A 20420-nucleotide genomic window follows, 5' to 3' on the forward strand; every position below is an offset into this window, starting at 1 on the left:
CCACGGTCTCAGAGTCCCATTCGTAGCCGCGGCCGAGCGGCCCCTCATGATGGCCGCGGCAGTGAGCGCGATGGGAATCCAACAAAGGCTTTCAATCGGCCTACCGGCCGAGGCATCCGAAGAACGGCGGCCGCGCCGCGATGTTTCGCCCCGTCGCAAAGCCGCAATGCAGCTTGCCATAATCAACCCTTGCCCGGTTACTGCCCGCGACGCGGACCGGCCGTGCGACCGGTGCGCTTACAGATGTTCGTGACGCTTCGAACCCGCATTCGGGATGCGCTTGAGTCACGGAACTGCGCTATGGGTTGTATCCGGCGAACGGTCCGCGCGCTCCGCACCCCTCATCGTAGGACAGTATTGCGTGCTCCGTTCGAGCCCTTTTGCGGTCGTAACCGGCCGAGTTGGATCGGGAAGGCCAATTCGACGACAGTGACAGCAGCCATCGCGACGCGAATAGCGCCTTTCGATCGAGTGCTGATAGTGTCCACGCTGGCGTCATGCAGCACCCTCCCTCGCATATTTGCTTGACACCTAAACTATCTAGGCCTAAATTAATCCCACCAGCAAAGTTCACAGTGGGGACCAGCATGCGCATTGTCTGTATCGGCGGCGGCCCGGCCGGGCTGTACTTCGGCCTGTTGATGAAAAGCCGCAACCCGGCGCACGAGGTCATCGTCGTGGAGCGCAACCGCCCGTACGACACATTCGGCTGGGGCGTAGTGTTCTCCGACCAGACGCTCGGCAATCTGCGCGCCGCCGACGCCCCAAGCGCCGACGCAATACTCGACGCGTTCAATCATTGGGACGACATAGAAATCCATTTCCGCGGACGCCAGGTGCGCTCGTCCGGCCACGGCTTTTGCGGCATAGGTCGCAAGCGCCTGCTGAATATCCTGCAGGCACGTTGCGAGGAACTGGGCGTTAAGCTCGTGTTCGAAACGCAGGTCACCGACGACACCGAATACCACGCCGATCTCATCGTCGCGTGCGACGGAGCGAACAGCGCAATTCGTCAAAAATACGCGTCGACCTACAAGCCCAACGTGGACATGCGCGATTGCCGCTTCGTCTGGCTCGGCACGCGAAAGCTGTTCGACGCTTTCACATTCGCGTTTGAAGAAACGGAGTTCGGTTGGTTTCAGGCGCACGCCTATCGCTTTGACGATCAAACGTCCACGTTCATTGTCGAAACGCCGGAGCGTGTATGGCGCGCCGCCGGACTCGACGACATGAGCAAGGAAGAGAGCATTGCATTCTGCGAAAAGCTCTTCGCGAAGTATCTGGACGGCAATGCGCTATTGTCGAACGCCGCGCATTTGCGCGGCTCGTCGCAGTGGATTCGTTTCCCGCGCGTCGTCAATGAAGAATGGGTGCATTGGCGCAGCAATGCAGACGGCACGCAAACGCCAGTCGTGCTAATGGGCGACGCCGCGCACACCGCGCATTTTTCAATTGGCTCAGGCACGAAGCTCGCGCTCGAAGATTCGATCGAACTCGCCAATAGCATCGGCGCGCATCCTGGCGATTTGCATGCAGCGTTAAAGCATTACACGGACGTGCGCAGCGTCGACGTATTGCGCATTCAGAACGCCGCCCGCAATTCGACCGAATGGTTCGAGCACGTGGACCGCTACACATCGTTCGAGCCGGATCAGTTCGCATATTCGCTGCTCACTCGCTCGCAGCGCATTTCGCATGAGAACCTGCGCGAGCGCGACGCGCGCTATGTGTCCAGCTTCGAAGATTGGCTAGCACGGCGTTCAGGCATAGAGCGCGCGCCGCAAAAACATTCCATCCCGCCAATGTTCACCCCATTCACGTTGCGCGGCGTCACACTGAAGAACCGCGTTGTCGTTTCGCCGATGGCGCAGTACTCAGCCGTCGACGGAATCGCCGGCGACTATCACCTGATGCATCTCGGCGCACGCGCAATGGGCGGTGCTGCGCTCGTTATGACCGAGATGACATGCGTGTCGCCCGAAGCGCGCATCACGCCCGGGTGCCCCGGTATGTATGCGCCGGAGCACCTCGCCGCATGGAAGCGTATCGTCGACCTCGTGCACGGTCAGTCCAACGCCAGAATCGGCATCCAGCTCGGGCATTCCGGTGCGAAAGGATCGACGCGTGTGGCCTGGGAAGGCATCGACCAGCCGCTGGCCGAAGGCAACTGGCCGCTCATCTCGGCATCGCCGCAGCAGTATTTGCCGGGCATCAGCCAGCATTCGCGCGAAGCGACTCACGACGAGCTCCGCGAAATAGAAGCGCAGTTCGTGCGCGCGACGCAAATGTCGGCCGAAGCGGGATTCGACTGGCTCGAATTGCACTGCGCACACGGCTATTTTCTGTCGAGCTTCCTCTCGCCGCTGACCAACCACCGCACCGACGAATACGGCGGCTCGCTGGAGAACCGTCTACGTTATCCGCTGCAGGTCTTCAAGGCGATTCGCGCAGTGTGGCCGCAGGACAAGCCAATTTCGGTGCGCATTTCAGCGAACGATTGGGTCGAAGGCGGCACCACGCCCGACGACGCCGTGCAGATCGCACGCGCGTTCAAGCGGGCGGGCGCAGACATGATCGACGTGTCGTCGGGTCAGGTCAGCAAGGACGAAAAGCCTGTATACGGCCGCATGTTCCAGACGCCGTTCGCCGATCGCGTACGAAACGAAGCGGGCATCGCGACGATTGCCGTGGGCGCGATTTCGGAGGCGGACCACGTGAATAGCATTATCGCGGCGGGCCGCGCCGATCTGTGCGCGATCGCGCGTCCGCATCTCGCGAATCCATCGTGGACATTGAACGAGGCCGCAAAAATAGGCTACTTCGACGTGACATGGCCGAACCAGTACACCGCCGCGAAGTCGCAACTCGAACGCAATCTGGAACGTGAACGCGCGCAGGTTGCGGCCAATGCCGGCCTCTCGGCGCAAGAGCGCGCACAACGCGCGGAAGGAACCACGTGAACTCGATTCAATCCTCCCTCGCGGGACAACATGCCGTTGTCACCGGTGGCGGAAGCGGCATCGGCGCGGCCATTGCCGAAGCGCTGCTGCACGCCGGCGCGCGCGTTACGCTAATGGGCCGCAATTTGGAGCGGCTAGAAACTCAGCGTGAAAAATGCAGAGCATGGGGCGACGTTGCATGCGTTACGGTCGATGTCACGCAAGAAGAGTCCGTTGCAAAAGCATTCAACGAAGCGGGCGCCGTCGACATACTCATCAACAACGCGGGCCAGGCACAAGCCGCGCCGTTCACGCATACCGACATGACGCTATGGCAGCGCATGCTCGACGTGAACCTCACCGGCGTTTTCCTCGGCACGCGCGCCGTGCTGCCGGGCATGCTCGAACGCAGACATGGGCGCATCGTCAATGTGGCGAGTACGGCGGGTCAAATTGGCTATGCGTATGTCGCCGCATATTGCGCAGCAAAGCACGGCGTGATCGGCCTCACGCGCTCGCTCGCGCTTGAAGTCGCCACGAAGGGCGTGACGGTCAACGCCGTTTGCCCCGGCTATACCGAGACCGAACTGCTGCACGCGTCGCTCCAGCAAATCACCAGCAAGACGTCGCGCACGGAAGAGCAGGCGCGCGAAAGCCTGCTTCGCTCGAATCCGCAGCATCGCTTTGTTAGTCCGGAACAGGTTGCCAATGCCGTGCTGTGGCTGTGTCAACCGGGTTCCGATGCAATCACGGGGCAATCCGTTTCCATCTCCGGTGGAGAAGTAATGTGACCAGGTCAGCCAACGTCAAGAAGATTGCAGCAAACGATGCAAAGGCAGCAGAAGCGAAAGCGCACCGCAAAGGCGTTGCGAAGCCTGCGGAGAACGTCGTGGATCTGGAAATGAGCACCGGCGCGGACAGTCACATGGGGTTGCGCTTGTGGCTGCGCATGCTGACCACGACGAACCTCGTGCAAGCCGAACTGCGCAAGCGTCTGCGTAACGAATTCGACACTACACTGCCGCGTTTCGACCTGATGGCCCAACTCGAGCGTCATCCAGAAGGACTCAAGATGACGGAACTGTCCCGACGCCTGATGGTGACGGGCGGCAACGTGACCGGCATTACTGATCAGCTCGAGAAAGAAGGTTTGGTCTCGCGCGATACCGACCCCAACGATCGCCGTTCGATCAGCGTATGCCTTACGCCCGCAGGCCGCAAAGCGTTCGACAGGATGGCGGTCGCGCATGAGCAATGGGTCGTTGAACTATTCGGCGGGCTCAGTCTCGAGGAAAAGTCGCGTACGCATCAGCGGCTCGGGAAATTGAAGAAACATCTGCTGGACAGTTTGAAAGACTAACGCCCAGCGACAGGAGACACAAACATGCCACATTCAAATGCCGACGCGCTGTTGGCCGGTAATCGCCTGACGCTCGCAGGTTACGAAGCGCAGCACTTCGGCTGGTCGGTCGCGAACAAAGTCGCGACCATCACGTTGAACCGGCCGGAGCGCAAAAATCCGCTTACTTTCGAATCGTATGCCGAGTTGCGCGATCTGTTCCGCCAGCTCACGTATGCGACGGACGTGAAGGCCGTTGTGATCCACGGCGCGGGCGAAAACTTCTGCTCGGGCGGCGACGTGCACGACATCATCGCACCGCTGATCGATCTGCCGATGCCTGAACTGCTCCTCTTCACGCGCATGACAGGCGACCTTGTCAAAGCTATGCGCCATTGTCCGCAGCCGGTGATTGCAGCGGTCGACGGCGTATGCGCCGGCGCGGGCGCGATTCTCGCGATGGCCTCAGACATGCGTCTCGGCACTGCACGCAGCAAGCTCGCGTTTCTGTTTTCGCGCGTCGGCCTCGCGGGTTGCGATATGGGCGCGTGCTCCATCCTGCCGCGCATCATCGGTCAAGGGCGCGCCGCCGAACTGCTCTTCACGGGACGCTCCGCTAGCGGCGACGAAGGCTATGCATGGGGCTTCTATAACCGGCTTTGCGAGCCTTCTGCGCTTCTCGAGGACACGCAACAGCTTGCCGCCGATTTCGCCGCCGGTCCGACCTTCGCGCACGGCATCACCAAGAAGATGCTGCACCAGGAATGGAGCATGAGCATCGACGAAGCGATTGAATCCGAAGCGCAGGCTCAAGCCATTTGCATGAGCACTCGCGATTTCGAGCGCGCTTATCAGGCGTTCGCCGCGAAGTCGCGCCCCGTGTTCGAGGGAGACTGAGTTGAGCGAAGAAAGAAAAGTGGATCTGCACAGTGCGCTCGCGTGGCCTTTTTTCGAACCACGTCATCGCGAACTGGCTGCGGGTATCGAAGCGTGGTGTCAGGCGAATTTATCGCACGTTGAACACGGCGATGTGGATTCCACCTGTCGTCAACTGGTGCGCGAACTCGGCACTGCCGGCTGGTTGAAATATGGCGTGGGCGGCGTGGGCTATGGCGGCCACGGCGACACGATCGACACGCGCGCCGTCTGTCTGCTGCGCGAAACGCTAGCCAGGCATTCGGGCCTCGCCGACTTTGCTCTCGCGATGCAAGGGCTTGGCTCCGGCGCGATCTCGCTCGGCGGCACGCATGAACAGAAAACGCGCTACTTGCCGCGCGTGGCGAACGGCACCGCAATTGCGGCGTTCGCGTTGTCAGAACCGGAAGCCGGATCGGACGTCGCTGCCATGTCGCTCGCTGCGCGCGAAGACGGTGACGTCTATGTGCTCGACGGCGACAAGACGTGGATCTCGAACGGTGGCATCGCCGATTTCTACGTGGTCTTTGCACGCACCGGAGAAGCGCCGGGCGCACGCGGCATAAGCGCGTTCATTGTCGATGCGGATACGCCGGGACTGGAAATCGCCGAACGCATCGACGTCATTGCGCCACATCCCCTTGCGCGCCTGCATTTCGCAGGGGCACGCGTGCCGCGCAGCCAGATGCTCGGCGCACCCGGCGAAGGCTTCAAGCTCGCAATGCGCACGCTCGATATCTTCCGCACTTCCGTGGCGGCTGCCTCGCTCGGCTTCGCGCGACATGCAATGGCCGAGGGACTGGCACGAGCGGCATCGCGCAAAATGTTCGGCCAGACCCTGGGCGATTTTCAACTGACGCAAGCGAAGCTCGCGCAAATGGCGTTGACCATAGACAGTAGTGCGCTGCTCGTCTATCGCGCGGCATGGTTGCGCGATCAGGGCGAAAGCGTGACCCGCGAAGCAGCCATGGCCAAGTGGCACGCAAGCGAAGGCGCGCAGCAGGTGATCGACGCCGCCGTTCAACTTTACGGCGGCATGGGTGTGCAAAGCGGCGTCGCCGTCGAAATGCTGTACCGCGAGATTCGCGCGCTGCGTATCTACGAAGGTGCGACGGAAGTGCAGCAATTGATCGTGGGCCGCGATCTGTTGAAAGAGCATGCGGCGGCAAGCGCTGGAGAACAAGCGAAATGACCACGCACTTCGAAAGGCCCATACGTATCCGCTTTTCTCACTGCGACCCTGCGGGCATCGTGTTCTTTCCGCAATATCTGGTGATGACCAATGCCCTCGTGGAGGACTGGTTCAACGAGGGTTTGCATGTCGACTACGCGCAGATGATCAGCCAGCGCCGGATCGGCCTGCCGATCGTCAAACTGGAGTGCGAGTTTTCGCGGCCCAGTCAGATGGGCGAAACAATCATGCTGACGCTAACCGTTTCCGCAATTGGCCGGCGCTCGATCACCATCGACATTCTCGGTCACTGCAACGGCGAGGTACGGTTTCGAGCAAAGCAGGTGCTAGTGACAACCTCGCTGGAAAGCGGCCGTTCGATCGACATTCCTACCGACATCGCCAATGCACTGGCGAGATTCGCTCCACAGTCCGAATTCAGCGAGGCGCAACGCACATGAAAAAAGCTCTTCTTCCCGCCGGCTGGGTCAAGCCGCGCGGTTATGCGAACGGCGTCGCGGCAGCCGGCACGCAAGTGTTCATTGCAGGCCAGATCGGCTGGAATGAAGAGGCGCGCTTTCAGACCTCGGACTTCGCGGGCCAAGCTATTCAGGCACTCAAGAATGTACTTGCCGTGCTGCACGAAGCGGGCGGCAGACCCGAGCATCTGGTGCGCCTGACGTGGTACGTGACTGATAAGCGCGAGTACATCGCTTCGTTAAAGGAAATAGGCCGTGCGTTTCGCGAGTTGATCGGCGACTACGACATCGCAATGAGCGCAGTGCAAGTGGTCGCGCTGATCGAAGACGAAGCCAAGGTCGAGATCGAAGCAACCGCCGTCATTCCGCAGTAAGGACACGCAGCCCTCGTCAACTGAAGCGCATAGAGCCGGCTTGAAACCGGGGAGACCACGATGGAACCGTCAGCACACGTCGATACTTTCGCGCGCGACAATCTTCCGCCGCAGGATCAATGGCCTGTTTTTCTGCTGGACAATTCAGATGTCGCTTATCCGGCGCGTTTCAACTGCGCGACGGAACTTCTGGACAGGACGATCGAAGCAGGACATGGCGAGCGTACCGCTGTCTGGTCACTGGTCGACGGCGAGCCGCGTGCTACGAGCTACAACGAATTGCTTGCGATGGTCAATCGCAGCGCGCACGTTCTCGTCGATGAGATGGGTTTGCAACCGGGCAATCGCATTCTGTTACGGGGGCCTAATACATTGCAAATGGCGGTTGCTGCACTTGCTGCGCTGAAGGTGGGCCTGGTTGCCGTGCCGACCATGCCGCTGCTGCGCGCGAAGGAATTGAAGCAGATCATCGTAAAGGCGCAAGTGAGCGCCGCGCTCTGCGATGCGCGCCTGACCGAAGAACTCGCGCGTTGCAGCGATCCGCAGGACGAATTTTATTGTGCTGACCTGAAGCAAACGCTGCTGTTTCATGACGACGCAGTGGATTCACTCGATACGCTCGCGGTCAACAAGCCCGCCGACTTCGCCGCATGCGATACCGCAGCCGACGACGTGTGTCTGATCGCATTCACGAGCGGCACGACGGGCGCGCCAAAAGGCTGCATGCATTTTCATCGCGACGTCCTCGCCATGTGCGATCTGTTTCCGCGTCATGTGCTGAAGCCTTCGGCGAGCGACATATTCTGCGGCACGCCGCCGCTCGCTTTCACATTCGGGCTCGGCGGCTTGCTGTGCTTTCCGTTGCGCGTGGGTGCGTCGACGGTATTGATCGAGAAGCTCACGCCCGAGACGTTATTGCAGACGGTCGAGCGCTTTCACGCAAGCATCATGTTCACGGCGCCGACCTTCTATCGGCAGATGGCACCGCTCGTCGCGCGTTACGACGTGTCGAGCTTGCAAAAAACCGTGTCGGCTGGCGAAGCATTGCCCGATTCGACGCGGCGTTTGTGGCGCGACGCCACTGGCATCGACATGATCGACGGTATTGGCGGCACCGAGTTGATCCACATTTTTATTTCGGCGCAGGGTGACGAGATACGTCCGCATGCAATTGGCCGCGCGGTGCCGGGCTACGTCGTGCAAGCCGTGGACGATGCAATGCAACCCGTAGCGCCCGGCACGATCGGCAAGCTCGCGGTGCGCGGGCCGACAGGTTGCCGTTATCTCGCAGACGAACGGCAATTGAAATTCGTGCGCGACGGCTGGAATTTGCCGGGCGATTCGGTATATCTCGACGCAGACGGCTATGTTTTCTACCAGGCGCGCGCCGACGACATGATCGTCTCAGCCGGCTACAACATTTCGGGTCCCGAGGTCGAAAGCGTTTTGCTGCAACATGAAGCGGTGGCGGAATGCGGCGTAATAGGCGTGCCGGATGAAACGCGCGGGCAAATCGTGAAGGCGTTCGTAGTGCTGAACTCCGGCTATACGCGCGATGACAATCTCGTCGCGCAACTGCAGGACTTCGTGAAGAATGCGGTGGCGCCGTATAAGTATCCGCGCGTCGTCGCTTTTGTCGATTCACTGCCGCGCACTGAAACAGGCAAACTCAAGCGCTTCGAATTGCGTACGATGGCGTAGCCTCTTCCTCGCTATAGTTCGCAAACCTCAGGAGACACATCCATGGCAGGCTCTTTCATTGAAGTCGTCGCCCAGGACGGCGGCCGTTTCAACGCCTACGTTGCGCGTCCGGCGCAAGGCTCGGGCCCGGGGCTCGTTCTGCTGCAGGAAATTTTCGGCATCAACGACACGATGAAGGCGACGGCCCAGCGCTTCGCCGAGGAAGGCTACGTGGTGCTGGTGCCCGATCTGTTCTGGCGGATAACGCCGGGCATCGAACTGGGTTACGGCGAAGCCGACATGAAGCAGGCGCTCGACTACCTGAGCCGGTTCGACACCGATCTCGCCGTCGACGACATCGCGGCCACCATTGCCGCATTGCGCGCCATGCCCGAGCAGGCCGGCAAGGTCGGAGCGGTCGGGTACTGCCTGGGCGGCAAGCTCGCATTCCTGAGCGCGGCGCGCACCGATGTCGATTGTGCAGTGAGCTACTACGGCGTGGGCCTCGATGCATATCTGGACGAAGTGCCGGCCGTGCGCTGTCCTATGGTGTTCCATTTCCCCGAAAACGACGCGCTCTGTCCGCCCGAAACGCGTGAACGAATCAGCGCTGCATTGCGCACACGCCCGCAAATCGAGCAGTATGTGTATCCCGGTTGCGATCATGCATTTGCGGCGCCCGCGCGTCCGCAATACGACAAGCCCGCCGCGATGATGGCGTATTCGCGAACGCTTGCGCTGCTGCGCAAAGTGCTGGGACCGGTCTACGATCTGAACGCACTGTGGGAGGCGCATTGCTATCACGAGTTCGCCACGCGCGACGTGGAAGCGGTCATGCCGACAATGGTCGCGCAGCCTTACGTCAATCACGTGCCGACCATGACCGGCGGTGTCGGGCATGACAACCTCAAGCGGTTCTATACACATCACTTCGTCAATTCGAATCCGCCTGATACAAAGCTGATTCCGATTTCGCGGACCATCGGCGCAGATCGTATCGTCGACGAATTCATTTTCAGCTGCACGCATAGCTGCGAAATCGACTGGCTGTTGCCAGGCGTCGCGCCGACGGGAAAATATTTCGAGGTGCCGATGCTCGCGGTCGTGTGCTTCCGCGGCGACAAGCTTTATAACGAGCACATCTATTGGGATCAGGCTAGCGTGCTCGTTCAGGTGGGCTTGCTCGATCCCAAGGGACTGCCGGTTGCCGGCATTGAAAGCGCGCGCAAATTGCTGGACGAAACGTTGCCGTCGAACGAATTGATGGGAAGCAAGTCGCGAGTGTGACCACGTTGTCCCGCGGCTAGAGGCCCGCCTCTGCGCAATATGCCTATGATGTGACGCTCCATTGGCCACAATCTATCGACCCATGCTGACCGTCCATCATTTGAACAACTCCCGCTCGCAACGCGTCTTGTGGCTGCTCGAAGAACTCGGCGTGCCGTACGAGGTGAAGCGTTACGAGCGCGATCCGAAAACCATGCTCGCGCCGCCCGAGTTACGCGCGGTGCATCCGCTCGGCAAATCGCCCGTCGTTACCGATGATGGGCTGACCATTGCAGAGTCGGGCGCGATTATCGAGTATCTGGTGGAGAAGTATGGGCAGGGGCGTTTTGCGCCCGCGCAAGGCACGCCTGAGCGTTTGCGTTACACGTACTGGCTGCATTATGCGGAAGGCTCGGCAATGCCGCCGTTGCTGCTCAAGCTGATCGCGCGGCACATCGCGAGTGCGCCGATGCCTTTCTTTGCAAAGCCGATTGCGCGCAAGATTGCGGCTACGCTGCAAACGAGTTTTGTCGATCCGCAGTTGAAGCTGCATTTTGGATACATCGAGAAGGAACTGGCAAAGAGCCAGTGGTTCGCAGGCGATGAGTTCACGGCCGCCGATGTGCAGATGAGTTTCCCGCTCGAGGCAGCTACGGCGCAGGGAGGAATGGCGTTGCCGGCGGTCACCGCGTTCTTGCAGCGGATCCATGCGCGGGCCGCGTATCAACGGGCGTTGGAGCGGGGCGGGGAGTATGGAATTTTGGGTGGCGATTGATTCGAATTCCGCCCAGGAATTCGTAGTTGTGACGCAAAACTTGCGGGTGCTAGACTGAAAAACCCGTTGCTCTCGACGCATTGCCGAAACGCTCATCAACATCGTGCCGGGCGACGGGCCCGTTCGGCATCGCGTCGATACAGCCCATCATGCCCGAAGCCGCCGGCAATCCCCATCGACCGCGGCACAGGAGCTTCCGCATGACCCATTCCATTCACGACAACAAACGCTGGCTCGCGCTGATCGTGCTGTGCCTCGGTGTGCTCATGATCGTGCTCGATACGACAATCGTGAACGTCGCTTTGCCGTCTATCGCTGGGGATCTCGGCTTCACGGAAACGTCGCTCGTGTGGGTCGTCAACGCGTACATGCTGACCTTCGGCGGTTGTCTGCTGTTGGGCGGACGGCTCGGCGATCTGTACGGTCATCGCAGGCTGTTTCTCGGCGGCATTACGCTGTTCACCGTGGCATCGCTCGCGTGCGGCCTCGCGAACTCGCAGATTTTGCTCGTGTGCGCGCGCGCCGTTCAGGGTTTGGGCGGCGCTATCGTGTCCGCCGTGTCGCTGTCGCTCATCATGAATCTGTTCACCGAGCCCGGAGAACGGGCGAAAGCGATGGGCGTCTATGGCTTCGTCTGCGCGGGCGGTGGCAGCATCGGCGTGCTGCTCGGCGGTCTGCTGACCAACTTGCTCAGCTGGCATTGGATCTTTCTCGTCAATCTGCCGATTGGCATTGCCGTGTACGCGCTGTGCGTCGCGCTGCTGCCTTCCGCACGGGGTCATGCGCACGGCGAACGGCTCGACGTGGCCGGCGCGGTGACGGTCACCGTTTCGCTGATGCTCGCCGTGTATGCCGTGGTCAACGGCAACGAAGCGGGCTGGACTTCGGGTCAAACGCTCGGCTTGTTGCTCGTCGCGCTTGCGTTGCTTGCGGCGTTTCTGATCATCGAATCACGCGTTCAGCATCCGTTGATGCCGCTCGGCCTGTTCCGTCTGCGTAACGTGGCCACGGCGAATGTCGTCGGCGTACTGTGGGCCGCCGCGATGTTCGCATGGTTCTTTATTTCCGCACTGTACTTGCAGCGCGTGCTGGGCTACCGACCGCTTCAAGTCGGGCTCGCGTTTTTGCCAGCCAACCTCATCATGGCGTTCTTCTCGCTGGGTCTGTCGGCGCGTGTAGTGATGCGCTTCGGCCTGCGTATTCCGCTCACGGTGGGGCTGCTTGTTGCCGCGTGCGGCCTCGCGCTGTTCGCGCGCGCGCCTGTGGGTGGCAGCTTCGTGCTCGATGTGCTGCCGGGCATGATGCTGCTCGGCTTCGGGGCGGGCATCGCCTTCAATCCGATGCTGCTCGCCGCAATGAGCGACGTCGATCCCGCCGACTCGGGGCTTGCGTCGGGCATCGTCAATACGTCGTTCATGATGGGCGGTGCGCTGGGTCTCGCGGTACTCGCAAGTCTCGCGGCCGCGCGCAGCGGTGACTTGCTGGCGAAGCAAAGCGCGCTCGCCGCGCTCAACAGCGGCTATCACGTGGCGTTTGCCTTCGGCGCGATTTTCGCGGCGGCTGCGGGCGTGATCGGCGGCTTGCTGCTGCGTGCTGGACGGCCGGGCGGTGCAGATGCCGCTACTCATGCCGATGCGGACGATGGGCACGGTTTATCCTCGGCTGAGCGTCCTCGCTCTACGGGTAATGCGGCCGCTGCGGAAAACGTCTGAGCGTCGCGCGGGGCGCTGGCTGAGCGCATGAGTCAGTTGTGTTGCTTGCATCGATTGAAAAACAGCAAGCACGATCAAACGCGGCTGTGCGCGGCTGGCTATGCTGGCTTCATGCTCACATGAGAGTCGCTATGAACCCGGTTGGAAAAGCGCTGTGGTTTATCGAAAGCCACTTTGCCGACGAACTCACGCTCGACGACATCGCCAACTGTGCATGCGTGTCGCGCTTTCACCTCGCGCGTGCTTTTGAAGCGGCGACCGGCGTGCCGGTCATGCGCTACGTGCGAGCGCGTCGCTTCGGCGAAGCTGCGCGACGGCTCGCTAACGGTGCGCCGGACATACTGACGGTTGCGATCGACGCCGGTTACGGCTCTCACGAAGCATTCACGCGCGCCTTTCGCGAGCAATTCGGGCTCACGCCCGAAGCGCTGCGCTCGCGTGGCGATTCTGACAATCTCGTCATCGTGGAGCCGATCAAAATGGATGAAACTCTTCTCACGAATCTCGAGCCACCGCGCTTTGAGGACGGCAAGCCGTTTCTCGTCGCTGGTTTGAGCGAGCGCTATACATGCGAGAGCTCGGCCGCGATTCCATCGCAGTGGCAGCGCTTTAACCAGAACTTCGGCAAAGTGCCGGGCCAGGTGGGCGACGTGGCGTATGGCGTCTGCTACAACGCCGATGACGCCGGCAATATGGACTACCTGTGCGGCGTCGAAGTCAGCGACTTCTCTGCGTTGCCCGACGAGTTCAGTCGCTTGCGCATTGCGGCGCACAGGTATGCGGTGTTCAGTCATCGCGAGCATGTGTCGACGGTGCGGCGCACCTGGAACACGATCTGGAACAAGTGGCTGCCGGCGTCGGGACACCTTCCCGCCGATGCGCCCAACTTCGAGCGCTATGACGAGAAGTTCGATCCGGTTAGTGGCATGGGCGGGTTTGAGATATGGTTGCCTTTGAAGGGGTGAACTGCGTTGGTCCTTAAATGGACGTGTCAGGCGGGCTTTGTGTTCCTGCCCGCCTTTGCCTTTGTAGCTCAGCGTCTTTGCGGCGCGGCGGTTGACTGAGGCGAGCTCTACCATCAACGTCGCGGCGTTTTTCACGGACGATGGTTTGCGGCGTTTTCCGTCTGCCGCGGCCTCGGGCGCGCCGCCCTTCTGCGATGCCTCCGCCAGCAGGTTCGCCGCATGGCGCGCGGTCATGCGGCTCTGCGGGACGCCCTTTGCATCCAATGCGATGACCTGGAACAACTCGCGGTCGCATTCAAGTTCCTGCTGACATTGCTCTGCTGTGTCCACCAACAATTCGAGCATCTTCTGCCGACGCTGACGCTCGTCGCGCTTTATTGCAAGATTCCTACATATCGTGGACGCGAGTCTGATCAGTGTGTCGAATTGAGTCAGACGTCTGCCTTTTTCGTACACTTTTCGTAGGCCGAACGACTTTCAGCCCGATCCAATGCCTTTTTAGGACTTGTCGGATTTTCATGCCTTCAAATTCCTTATAGCGTGCTGGTGCTTCGCACCACCGACAATATAAGGAAAACGATGAAAAACTGCTGGGATATCCTTGGACTCGTCGGCATAAAAGCTCGTTTGCTGGCTGCATTCATAATGCTCATGGTCGCTACTGGAGCAAGCGCAGATGGAGGCGATGGAGTCTGCGCTCCTCTTTATGTCCGATCCGGCGCGATACAAGGGGCTTCGACATGTTTTGCCAACGCGTGGGGCAATACCCCCATCAATCTCTCAAATCACTATTGCGTTAACGAGCCGTCCCGGATCACTAGGTGGTGCGGCACGCCGCCCGACGACACAAGTGCAGACAATAGCTGTCCAGTAGCCGATCCGGTCTACCCGAGTTCAGGTTCGACAACCATCAAGGAAGTCGACTTTCACAGCGGTGACGACAGACCCTTTGTCTTCAGCAGGACCTACCGAGCTCGTCCGGTTATGCGAACGGATTCCGGCTTCGGCTCACTTTGGGTTCATAACTGGCAGCGTCAGTTGAATCTCGCAGGTGCTAACGGTACTACCCCCAAGGTCACTGCCTACCGCGGCGATGCAAACCCGCTGACTTTCAACAAAGTCTCCAGCGGATGGCGTTCTGCAGACGGAACGCCGCTATCACTGACCCAAGGCTCCACATCGTGGACGCTTCAGGACTTAACTAACGGTTCCCGCGAGGTTTATTCGTCGCAAGGAGTCTTGCTGTCTGTAACGGAACACGATGGCAGGACGACAACACTTACGTATAGCGATGCCAATACCTCCGCATCTATTGCGCCGGCCAGCGGCTTATTGATTGCGATTACAGACCATGCACCAGGGTCGAATCCGTACTATGACCTTGCCATTCGCTTGACCTACGATTCGAAGTGGCGCATTGCTCAAATCACGGATCCAAACGGCAACGTTACACGATATAGCTACGATGGCTACAACAACCTTGTATCTGTGAGTTGGCCGGATGAAACGATCCACCGCTATGCTTATGAAGACCCTCGCTTCACGAGCGCTCTAACTGGTGTGTTAGACGAAACAGGCACACGTGTAGCAACTTGGACTTACGACCCGACGGGGCGTGCGACTTCTGTAACGCACACGAATGCGCAGCAGAACGTGGCTTTCTCGTATGGCCCGAATGCGTCGACGATAACTACCAGTCAGCGCGCGACGATGTTGAACTTCGCCACATTCGGCGGAATGGTACGCGCGACAGGGAGCGACGCCGGATACGGCATGGGCTGGGACGCCGGTGGAAAACTGGCCAACGAGGCCACGCCGTACGGCAAGAACATTCAGTACAAGTACGATGACAACGATCGTCCCATCCAGTCCGTGTCAACAACAAGCGCTGGCGGGATATCCATTACTTCAGTGAGCTACGCCGACTCGGTCAGTCTGCGCCCGTATATGGTCGCAACGCCGGGGTGGCTACGTACGTTTGTATACGACGCGAACGGGAATATTGCCGGCCTCAGCGAAAGGCGGACCACTGATGCGACAGGGGAGGCCGGATTCTCCGCAAGCTTGGCCGAAGGGTCCACACGGACATACGGCATGGCATACGACACGTCAAACCGGTTGATCTTCGCTCAACGGTATGACAACGGTGAGCGGACAGGAGAATGGGGAATAACGCAAGATGCGACCGGAAACCTCCGCTCGATCAACGATAGGATTACGGGCAACTTACTGGCGATCACTCTTAGAGATTCAGCACACCGGATCATTCAGTTCAGTAGCCCAGGCTTTGTTGCGAATCCTTATTACGATGCTCGCGGACGATTGATCGGCTTCAATTACTATGAGGACGCGAGTCCAAGCAATGGTAACGTCAAACGTGCGCTGAAGATCAGCTATAGCTATTCAGCAGACGGCGCGCTGATCGCACGCACAGGCACTGTGTCGACCAACCTCGGCCCCGACTTGGCGATCAGTGATGAGGAGATTGATTCGTGGCTGGAACGCGTGGAATCTGGCATCGCGCCTGCTTCAACGACGCCAACCGTTCTCGGCATTATCAAACGTTTGGGTTACGAGCAGGAGGTTGGGCTGCAGCCTGTATGCCCTGAATGCATCATGTATGCTGGGGCGCGTTTCGCTTGGGAGATCTTTCAACTCGCTCGCGACCCAATGTGGGTAAACAAGCAAGGTATCCCGCGGGCGACTGAGGCGAAACAATGCAAACCAGCCGGTGCCTCCGAAGCGGGCGCCATAGTATTCAAAAGGCAGCATTATATAAATCGCGCGGTCAGGGACGGTCTGAACCTTGACCATGCGGAGGCACAGGTAGCCGATGAGATTAGTGCAATGAGATCAGATATGGTCCCCGACACAAACACAATCAAACAGATTACAGTCGATGGTCTACCTGTAGAATTCAGAGCTTACATGCGAGCGGACGGTCAGATCAGCGTTGGAACAATCTTCGTGGTGCATTGATGCTTCGTGAACTGACCGAAAACGAAAAGACCTTCATCAAGCTTATTGCCGCTCGGCTCTCACCAACGGAAAGCATGGAACTTCTTTCCGACCTGGCGAACGCTCACGCGGAGCCGCAGCTTGAGGACGAGTCTCTGATCCTGTTTCACATCGACGGCTACGAACGGCCCCCTTATATCGGCCAGCACACTTTCCCATTTGAGGGAAGGCTGGCTGATGCGGACGGCGAACCTGTCTGCGTCTTGCTGTTTGCGGACCCGGCAAACCGGCTCGTGGAACTTGAGTTCATTCGTTGGGCGGACGGCGAATTGCAGGGCCCAAACTGGACCACATTGCAAATAGTCGAAAAACCTTCACCGGTTAACGGGTAACCGCGAGCCTCCGACGAAGGTGCACATTGCACCTTCGTCGGAGCCCTCTGAGCGAAATTGCTTCGCCGCGCTGTTTGTCAGATGTAGGGGGTAATTGGTAAAACTGGGAATAGGAGGACGCGCTCAACCCGTGGCCTACGCATCCCGGCTAAACTTCAACTCTCTGACCCCAACAGCCGCATCCGCGCACTCACCTTGACCATCCACATCCGCCCCGCCGTCTCAGCCGACGCCCCGCTCATCCTCAACTTCATCACCGAACTCGCGGTGTACGAAAAGGCCGAGCACGAAGTCGTCGCCACAGTGCAAGACGTCGAAGCAAGCCTCTTCTCCCCCGCATCGACAGCCACGGCGCTCATCTGCGAAATGAACGGCGAGCCCATCGGCTTCTGCGTCTATTTCTTTTCCTACTCGACGTGGCTCGGCAAGAAAGGCCTGTATCTGGAAGACCTGTACGTATCGCCGAAATCGCGTGGCAGCGGCGCCGGCAAACAGATGCTGCGCCACCTCGCACGCATTGCATGCGAGACCGGCTGTGGCCGCTTTGAATGGAGCGTGCTCGACTGGAATGCGCCCGCCATCGGCTTCTATGAATCGATCGGCGCGAGCGCGCAAAGCGAATGGGTTCGTTACCGGCTCGCAGGCGACGCACTCAGGGCATTTGCCGCAGGCGAAACTTCGAACGCGTCGCCCGTAGCGAAAAACGTCCCGCCGGCGACGTAATGGCAGGTGCGAAGATCGGGATCGTCGCCGAAATGCCAGCGGTTGTTCGAGTACACGCGGCTGTCCGCATAGGCCGCCACCACCTCGCCGATAATCAGATCGTGCCGCTGACTATCGTCGGGAATCACCTTGCATTCCATCCACGTGATGCAGCCGGCCAGCATCGGCACGGCGATTTTTTCCGCGGCGAAGGTTTCGAGTTCGAAGGCCGAAAACTTGTCGAGTTCCAGCCCCGCGTTGGTGCCTACGGCGAGCGTCTGCGCGGCGAATTTGCGGCTCGGCAATTGCAGTCCGAACACACCGCTTGCTTCGATCAATTGCCGCGTCAACGTGCGGCTGTCCACCACGACCACTACCTTGGGCGGATCGAAGTCGAGCGGCATTGCCCATGAAGCCGCCATGACGTTCGAGCGGCCCTCATGCGCGCTCGTGACAATGGTGACCGGTCCATGATTGAGTAACTGCGTGGCGCGTGGCAATGCCACCGGTTCCCGCGTAACTGTCATACTTTGTTTTGTCCGAAGGTCGGATGTGTCGGGGCGGCAACCCGTAAGCCGCCGCCCTCGCATGCATCAATGCGGCGCTTTTCCGTTGGGAACGGCGTCCACCGGTTTGTGCTGCTCTTCGCCAAGTCCGGGGAAGAACGCGTTCCATGCAGCTCGTACGCCGTTCGCCGCGGTGGCCTCGGCGTCGATGGGTTCGTCTGCGCCTTTGGCGCCGGCCTCAGCGGCGGCTTCGGCCCCGTCGGCGGCTGCTGTCGCCTCACCTTCAGCGTCGCCTTTACCCGCCTGCGATGGATCGGCGGAAAGCCCGCGCCAGTGCGTGAACTCGTCGTCTGGCTTCTCGGTCCACTCGCCCTTGCCGAATCTGGCAAATGCCGTGTCCCCGCTCGCCAATTGCACCTCGTACCAGCCGTCGCGCGCGGGCAAGTCAGCGGCCAGTTCAAACCACGGGGTCGGTTCGATTTCCTTCATGTCATCTCCAATCGGATAAATCGTCATAGAAAACCACACCAAAGGGATGCTTCATGCCCGGACTGCACGGCCATCCGGCGACGCGCGCCAGACGGCGCGCGGAACATGATGCGGGCGATCCGTCGACATTGCCTGTTCGCAACCGCCGCGCATAAACGACACGATAGCGCGACATGGGCCGCGCGGACAAACGCTAAAACTCACGCCCGGCGCCGACGCGGTTTTTCCATGCCGGCAGCGAGCTCGGACAGGGTCCGCACGGCCGGCGCCAGTTCCTCCGCGGAGGTATTTCCATAGCCGATTACAAGGCCGTTCGTTCCGGCGTGCGGCTCGAGCGCAAATCCGGAAAGCGCGCGCGGACTTAGCCCTTTCGCAAACGCGTGTTGGATAAGCGCTTGATCGTCGATGCCCGGCGGCATGCGAAGTGTCAAATGCATACCGCAATCGCCGCCCAGTATCTCCGACGACGCGAAGTGTTCGCTAAGCGCTTCGCGCAGCGCCTGCTGCCGCTCACGATACAGCCGTCGCATGCGGCCAAGATGCCGCCCGAACTCGCCGCTCTCCATGAAATGCGCGAGCGCAAGCTGCTCCAGCCGATGCCCGCCACGCAGCATTTCGTATAAGGCCACCTCGACGTGCGCGGCAATCGCCTGCGGCAACACGACAAAGCCGATGCGCAGCGCCGGGAACATCGTCTTGCTGAACGAGCCGACGTACAGAACCGGCGCGTCGTCGACGAGCCCTTGCATGCTCGCAATCGGTTCGCCGGCGTAGCGGAATTCGCCGTCGTAATCGTCCTCGATCAGCCACGCGCCGCAGCGGCGCGCCTCGGCGATCAATTCCAGCCGCCGCGCCACCGACAACACCGCGCCCGTCGGATACTGGTGCGCGGGCGACGTGTAGATCAGTTTCGGCGGATGCGCGCGCCATGCGCCGGACGGCACGGACATGCCTTCAACGTCGACGGGCATGGGCACCGTTGTCAGATCGCCCTGGTTGAAAGCCGCCTTCGCGCCGCGATAACCGGGGTCCTCGATCCACGCGACGTCGCCGGGATTCGTAAAGAGGCGCACGCATAGGTTCAGCGCCTCCTGCGCGCCTTCGGTGATCACGACCTGCGAGCCTTCGCAGCGCACGCCGCGCGCCATCCGCAAATGCGCGGCAATGGCGTCGCGCAACGCCGGCTCACCTGCCGGCGTGCCGTAGCCGAGCGCGAGCGGCAGCGCGCGCTCCATCGAACGTTCCAGCGCGCGCCGCCATGCGGCCAACGGGAAGCGGTCCAGCGCCGGCGTGCCAGGCGTGAGCGGCAACGCAGCATCCACATGCGTGCGCGTCGCCGTGAACTGGCCGACGCGGGCTGCGTAGGCCACTTTCGGCGGGGCAGATCGTACGGGCGGCTCGCCACGCGCCGCTCGGCTCGACAGCGGACTCACACGCGTGCCTTTCTTGTCGGCCACCACATAACCGACTGCCGCCAGGTGCTCATAGGCGATGACCACGGTGTTGCGCGACACACCCATTTCCGCTGAAAGCAGTCGCGACGACGGCAGCAGCGAGCCGGCCGGCAAGCGCCCGCCGAGAATCGCCTGCTGCAAACGCTCGATCAATTGCTTCTGCAGCGGCGCGGGCTTCTGCGCGTCGCCGATACCGACGCCAGCGCCGACGCCGCGGTTCGCGGCTGTATGAGCAAGCGGGCCAATAATCTCGATCATGGACGGCTGGACCTATCAGATGCGGTTGTGATGGATCTTTTTAACA

The 20420-nt window shown here is 60.4% G+C and carries 18 protein-coding genes and 1 pseudogene; 15 read left to right on the forward strand and 4 right to left on the reverse strand.

The features are described from left to right. The first annotated feature begins 587 nt into the window (after positions 1 to 587). The 12 genes from JMY24_RS20120 to JMY24_RS20175 all read left to right on the forward strand — a co-directional run bounded on the left by JMY24_RS20120 (position 588) and on the right by JMY24_RS20175 (position 13615). Positions 588 to 2960 carry a bifunctional salicylyl-CoA 5-hydroxylase/oxidoreductase gene (locus JMY24_RS20120; RefSeq protein ID WP_128598172.1) on the forward strand — a complete coding sequence of 791 codons (2373 nt, stop codon included), beginning with the start codon at positions 588 to 590 and terminating at the stop codon, positions 2958 to 2960. After that, complete coding sequence (locus tag JMY24_RS20125) at positions 2957 to 3730, forward strand: SDR family NAD(P)-dependent oxidoreductase (protein WP_128598171.1); 774 nt, start codon at positions 2957 to 2959, stop codon at positions 3728 to 3730. The genes JMY24_RS20120 and JMY24_RS20125 overlap by 4 nt, the downstream gene beginning before the upstream one ends. Beyond that, a complete protein-coding gene (locus JMY24_RS20130) occupies positions 3727 to 4299 on the forward strand; it encodes a MarR family winged helix-turn-helix transcriptional regulator (RefSeq protein WP_128598170.1) in 573 nt (190 codons plus the stop codon). The genes JMY24_RS20125 and JMY24_RS20130 overlap by 4 nt, the downstream gene beginning before the upstream one ends. A 24-nt stretch (positions 4300 to 4323) precedes the next feature. Further along, complete coding sequence (locus JMY24_RS20135) at positions 4324 to 5175, forward strand: enoyl-CoA hydratase family protein (protein ID WP_128598169.1); 852 nt, start codon at positions 4324 to 4326, stop codon at positions 5173 to 5175. 1 nt (position 5176) lies between these two features. After that, positions 5177 to 6385, forward strand: coding sequence for an acyl-CoA dehydrogenase family protein (locus tag JMY24_RS20140; RefSeq protein WP_128598168.1), 1209 nt, complete (start codon positions 5177 to 5179; stop codon positions 6383 to 6385). Next, complete coding sequence (locus JMY24_RS20145) at positions 6382 to 6825, forward strand: acyl-CoA thioesterase (protein ID WP_128598167.1); 444 nt, start codon at positions 6382 to 6384, stop codon at positions 6823 to 6825. Before JMY24_RS20140 ends, JMY24_RS20145 begins: the two co-directional genes overlap by 4 nt. Further along, on the forward strand, positions 6822 to 7217 hold the full coding sequence (locus JMY24_RS20150) for a RidA family protein (protein WP_128598166.1): 396 nt from the start codon (positions 6822 to 6824) through the stop codon (positions 7215 to 7217). Before JMY24_RS20145 ends, JMY24_RS20150 begins: the two co-directional genes overlap by 4 nt. Before the next feature lie 60 nt (positions 7218 to 7277). Next, the gene (locus tag JMY24_RS20155) at positions 7278 to 8918 is read left to right on the forward strand and encodes an AMP-binding protein (RefSeq protein WP_201702737.1); all 1641 of its coding nucleotides are present in this window, start codon (positions 7278 to 7280) and stop codon (positions 8916 to 8918) included. A 42-nt stretch (positions 8919 to 8960) separates the two neighbouring features. Then, on the forward strand, positions 8961 to 10184 hold the full coding sequence (locus JMY24_RS20160; protein WP_128598165.1) for a dienelactone hydrolase family protein: 1224 nt from the start codon (positions 8961 to 8963) through the stop codon (positions 10182 to 10184). Between the two features lie 82 nt (positions 10185 to 10266). Next, positions 10267 to 10938: a glutathione S-transferase family protein gene (locus tag JMY24_RS20165; protein WP_128598193.1), complete on the forward strand. Its 672-nt coding sequence runs from the start codon at positions 10267 to 10269 to the stop codon at positions 10936 to 10938. A gap of 200 nt (positions 10939 to 11138) precedes the next feature. Further along, positions 11139 to 12650, forward strand: coding sequence for a DHA2 family efflux MFS transporter permease subunit (locus tag JMY24_RS20170; RefSeq protein WP_128598164.1), 1512 nt, complete (start codon positions 11139 to 11141; stop codon positions 12648 to 12650). A 131-nt stretch (positions 12651 to 12781) separates the two neighbouring features. Continuing rightward, complete coding sequence (locus tag JMY24_RS20175; protein WP_128598163.1) at positions 12782 to 13615, forward strand: AraC family transcriptional regulator; 834 nt, start codon at positions 12782 to 12784, stop codon at positions 13613 to 13615. A gap of 68 nt (positions 13616 to 13683) precedes the next feature. Here the strand turns inward: JMY24_RS20175 and JMY24_RS38435 are convergent. Further along, positions 13684 to 14056: pseudogene (locus JMY24_RS38435) on the reverse strand (hypothetical protein); the annotation flags it as partial. A gap of 138 nt (positions 14057 to 14194) precedes the next feature. Between JMY24_RS38435 and JMY24_RS20180 the strand changes: the two are divergent. From JMY24_RS20180 to JMY24_RS20190, 3 genes are all read left to right on the forward strand, one after another. Then, the gene (locus tag JMY24_RS20180; protein ID WP_128598162.1) at positions 14195 to 16594 is read left to right on the forward strand and encodes a DUF6531 domain-containing protein; all 2400 of its coding nucleotides are present in this window, start codon (positions 14195 to 14197) and stop codon (positions 16592 to 16594) included. After that, the gene (locus JMY24_RS20185; RefSeq protein ID WP_128598161.1) at positions 16594 to 16965 is read left to right on the forward strand and encodes a DUF6984 family protein; all 372 of its coding nucleotides are present in this window, start codon (positions 16594 to 16596) and stop codon (positions 16963 to 16965) included. Before JMY24_RS20180 ends, JMY24_RS20185 begins: the two co-directional genes overlap by 1 nt. Positions 16966 to 17160: 195 nt before the next feature. Beyond that, positions 17161 to 17688 carry a GNAT family N-acetyltransferase gene (locus tag JMY24_RS20190; protein ID WP_128589118.1) on the forward strand — a complete coding sequence of 176 codons (528 nt, stop codon included), beginning with the start codon at positions 17161 to 17163 and terminating at the stop codon, positions 17686 to 17688. On the opposite strand, the gene JMY24_RS20195 is transcribed toward JMY24_RS20190, so the two are convergent. From JMY24_RS20195 to pdxR, 3 genes are all read right to left on the reverse strand, one after another. Continuing rightward, positions 17595 to 18194 (reverse strand): flavin reductase family protein, encoded by a 600-nt coding sequence (locus JMY24_RS20195; RefSeq protein ID WP_201702738.1) that lies wholly within the window; start codon positions 18192 to 18194, stop codon positions 17595 to 17597. The two genes, JMY24_RS20190 and JMY24_RS20195, sit on opposite strands and share 94 nt — an antisense overlap. Positions 18195 to 18260: 66 nt before the next feature. Continuing rightward, a complete protein-coding gene (locus JMY24_RS20200; protein ID WP_128589115.1) occupies positions 18261 to 18662 on the reverse strand; it encodes a hypothetical protein in 402 nt (133 codons plus the stop codon). 200 nt (positions 18663 to 18862) lie between these two features. Beyond that, entirely contained in the window at positions 18863 to 20374 is a 1512-nt protein-coding gene (gene pdxR, locus JMY24_RS20205) for a MocR-like pyridoxine biosynthesis transcription factor PdxR (RefSeq protein ID WP_201702739.1), read from the reverse strand. Positions 20375 to 20420 lie beyond the last annotated feature (46 nt).

The sequence above is a fragment of the Paraburkholderia kirstenboschensis genome (assembly GCF_904848585.1).
GTDB classification, from domain to species: Bacteria; Pseudomonadota; Gammaproteobacteria; order Burkholderiales; family Burkholderiaceae; genus Paraburkholderia; species Paraburkholderia kirstenboschensis.

What these genes read in the sequence shown, in the direction of transcription:
- JMY24_RS20160 (WP_128598165.1), top strand. Translation starts at nt 8,961, where the DNA reads ATGGCAGGCTCTTTCATTGAAGTCGTCGCCCAGGACGGCGGCCGTTTC.
- JMY24_RS20185 (WP_128598161.1), top strand. Translation starts at nt 16,594, where the DNA reads ATGCTTCGTGAACTGACCGAAAACGAAAAGACCTTCATCAAGCTTATT.
- JMY24_RS20175 (WP_128598163.1), top strand. Translation starts at nt 12,782, where the DNA reads ATGAACCCGGTTGGAAAAGCGCTGTGGTTTATCGAAAGCCACTTTGCC.
- JMY24_RS20135 (WP_128598169.1), top strand. Translation starts at nt 4,324, where the DNA reads ATGCCACATTCAAATGCCGACGCGCTGTTGGCCGGTAATCGCCTGACG.
- JMY24_RS20145 (WP_128598167.1), top strand. Translation starts at nt 6,382, where the DNA reads ATGACCACGCACTTCGAAAGGCCCATACGTATCCGCTTTTCTCACTGC.
- JMY24_RS20180 (WP_128598162.1), top strand. Translation starts at nt 14,195, where the DNA reads ATGAAAAACTGCTGGGATATCCTTGGACTCGTCGGCATAAAAGCTCGT.
- JMY24_RS20200 (WP_128589115.1), bottom strand. Translation starts at nt 18,662, where the DNA reads ATGAAGGAAATCGAACCGACCCCGTGGTTTGAACTGGCCGCTGACTTG.
- JMY24_RS20195 (WP_201702738.1), bottom strand. Translation starts at nt 18,194, where the DNA reads ATGACAGTTACGCGGGAACCGGTGGCATTGCCACGCGCCACGCAGTTA.
- pdxR (WP_201702739.1), bottom strand. Translation starts at nt 20,374, where the DNA reads ATGATCGAGATTATTGGCCCGCTTGCTCATACAGCCGCGAACCGCGGC.
- JMY24_RS20120 (WP_128598172.1), top strand. Translation starts at nt 588, where the DNA reads ATGCGCATTGTCTGTATCGGCGGCGGCCCGGCCGGGCTGTACTTCGGC.
- JMY24_RS20155 (WP_201702737.1), top strand. Translation starts at nt 7,278, where the DNA reads ATGGAACCGTCAGCACACGTCGATACTTTCGCGCGCGACAATCTTCCG.
- JMY24_RS20170 (WP_128598164.1), top strand. Translation starts at nt 11,139, where the DNA reads ATGACCCATTCCATTCACGACAACAAACGCTGGCTCGCGCTGATCGTG.
- JMY24_RS20150 (WP_128598166.1), top strand. Translation starts at nt 6,822, where the DNA reads ATGAAAAAAGCTCTTCTTCCCGCCGGCTGGGTCAAGCCGCGCGGTTAT.
- JMY24_RS20165 (WP_128598193.1), top strand. Translation starts at nt 10,267, where the DNA reads ATGCTGACCGTCCATCATTTGAACAACTCCCGCTCGCAACGCGTCTTG.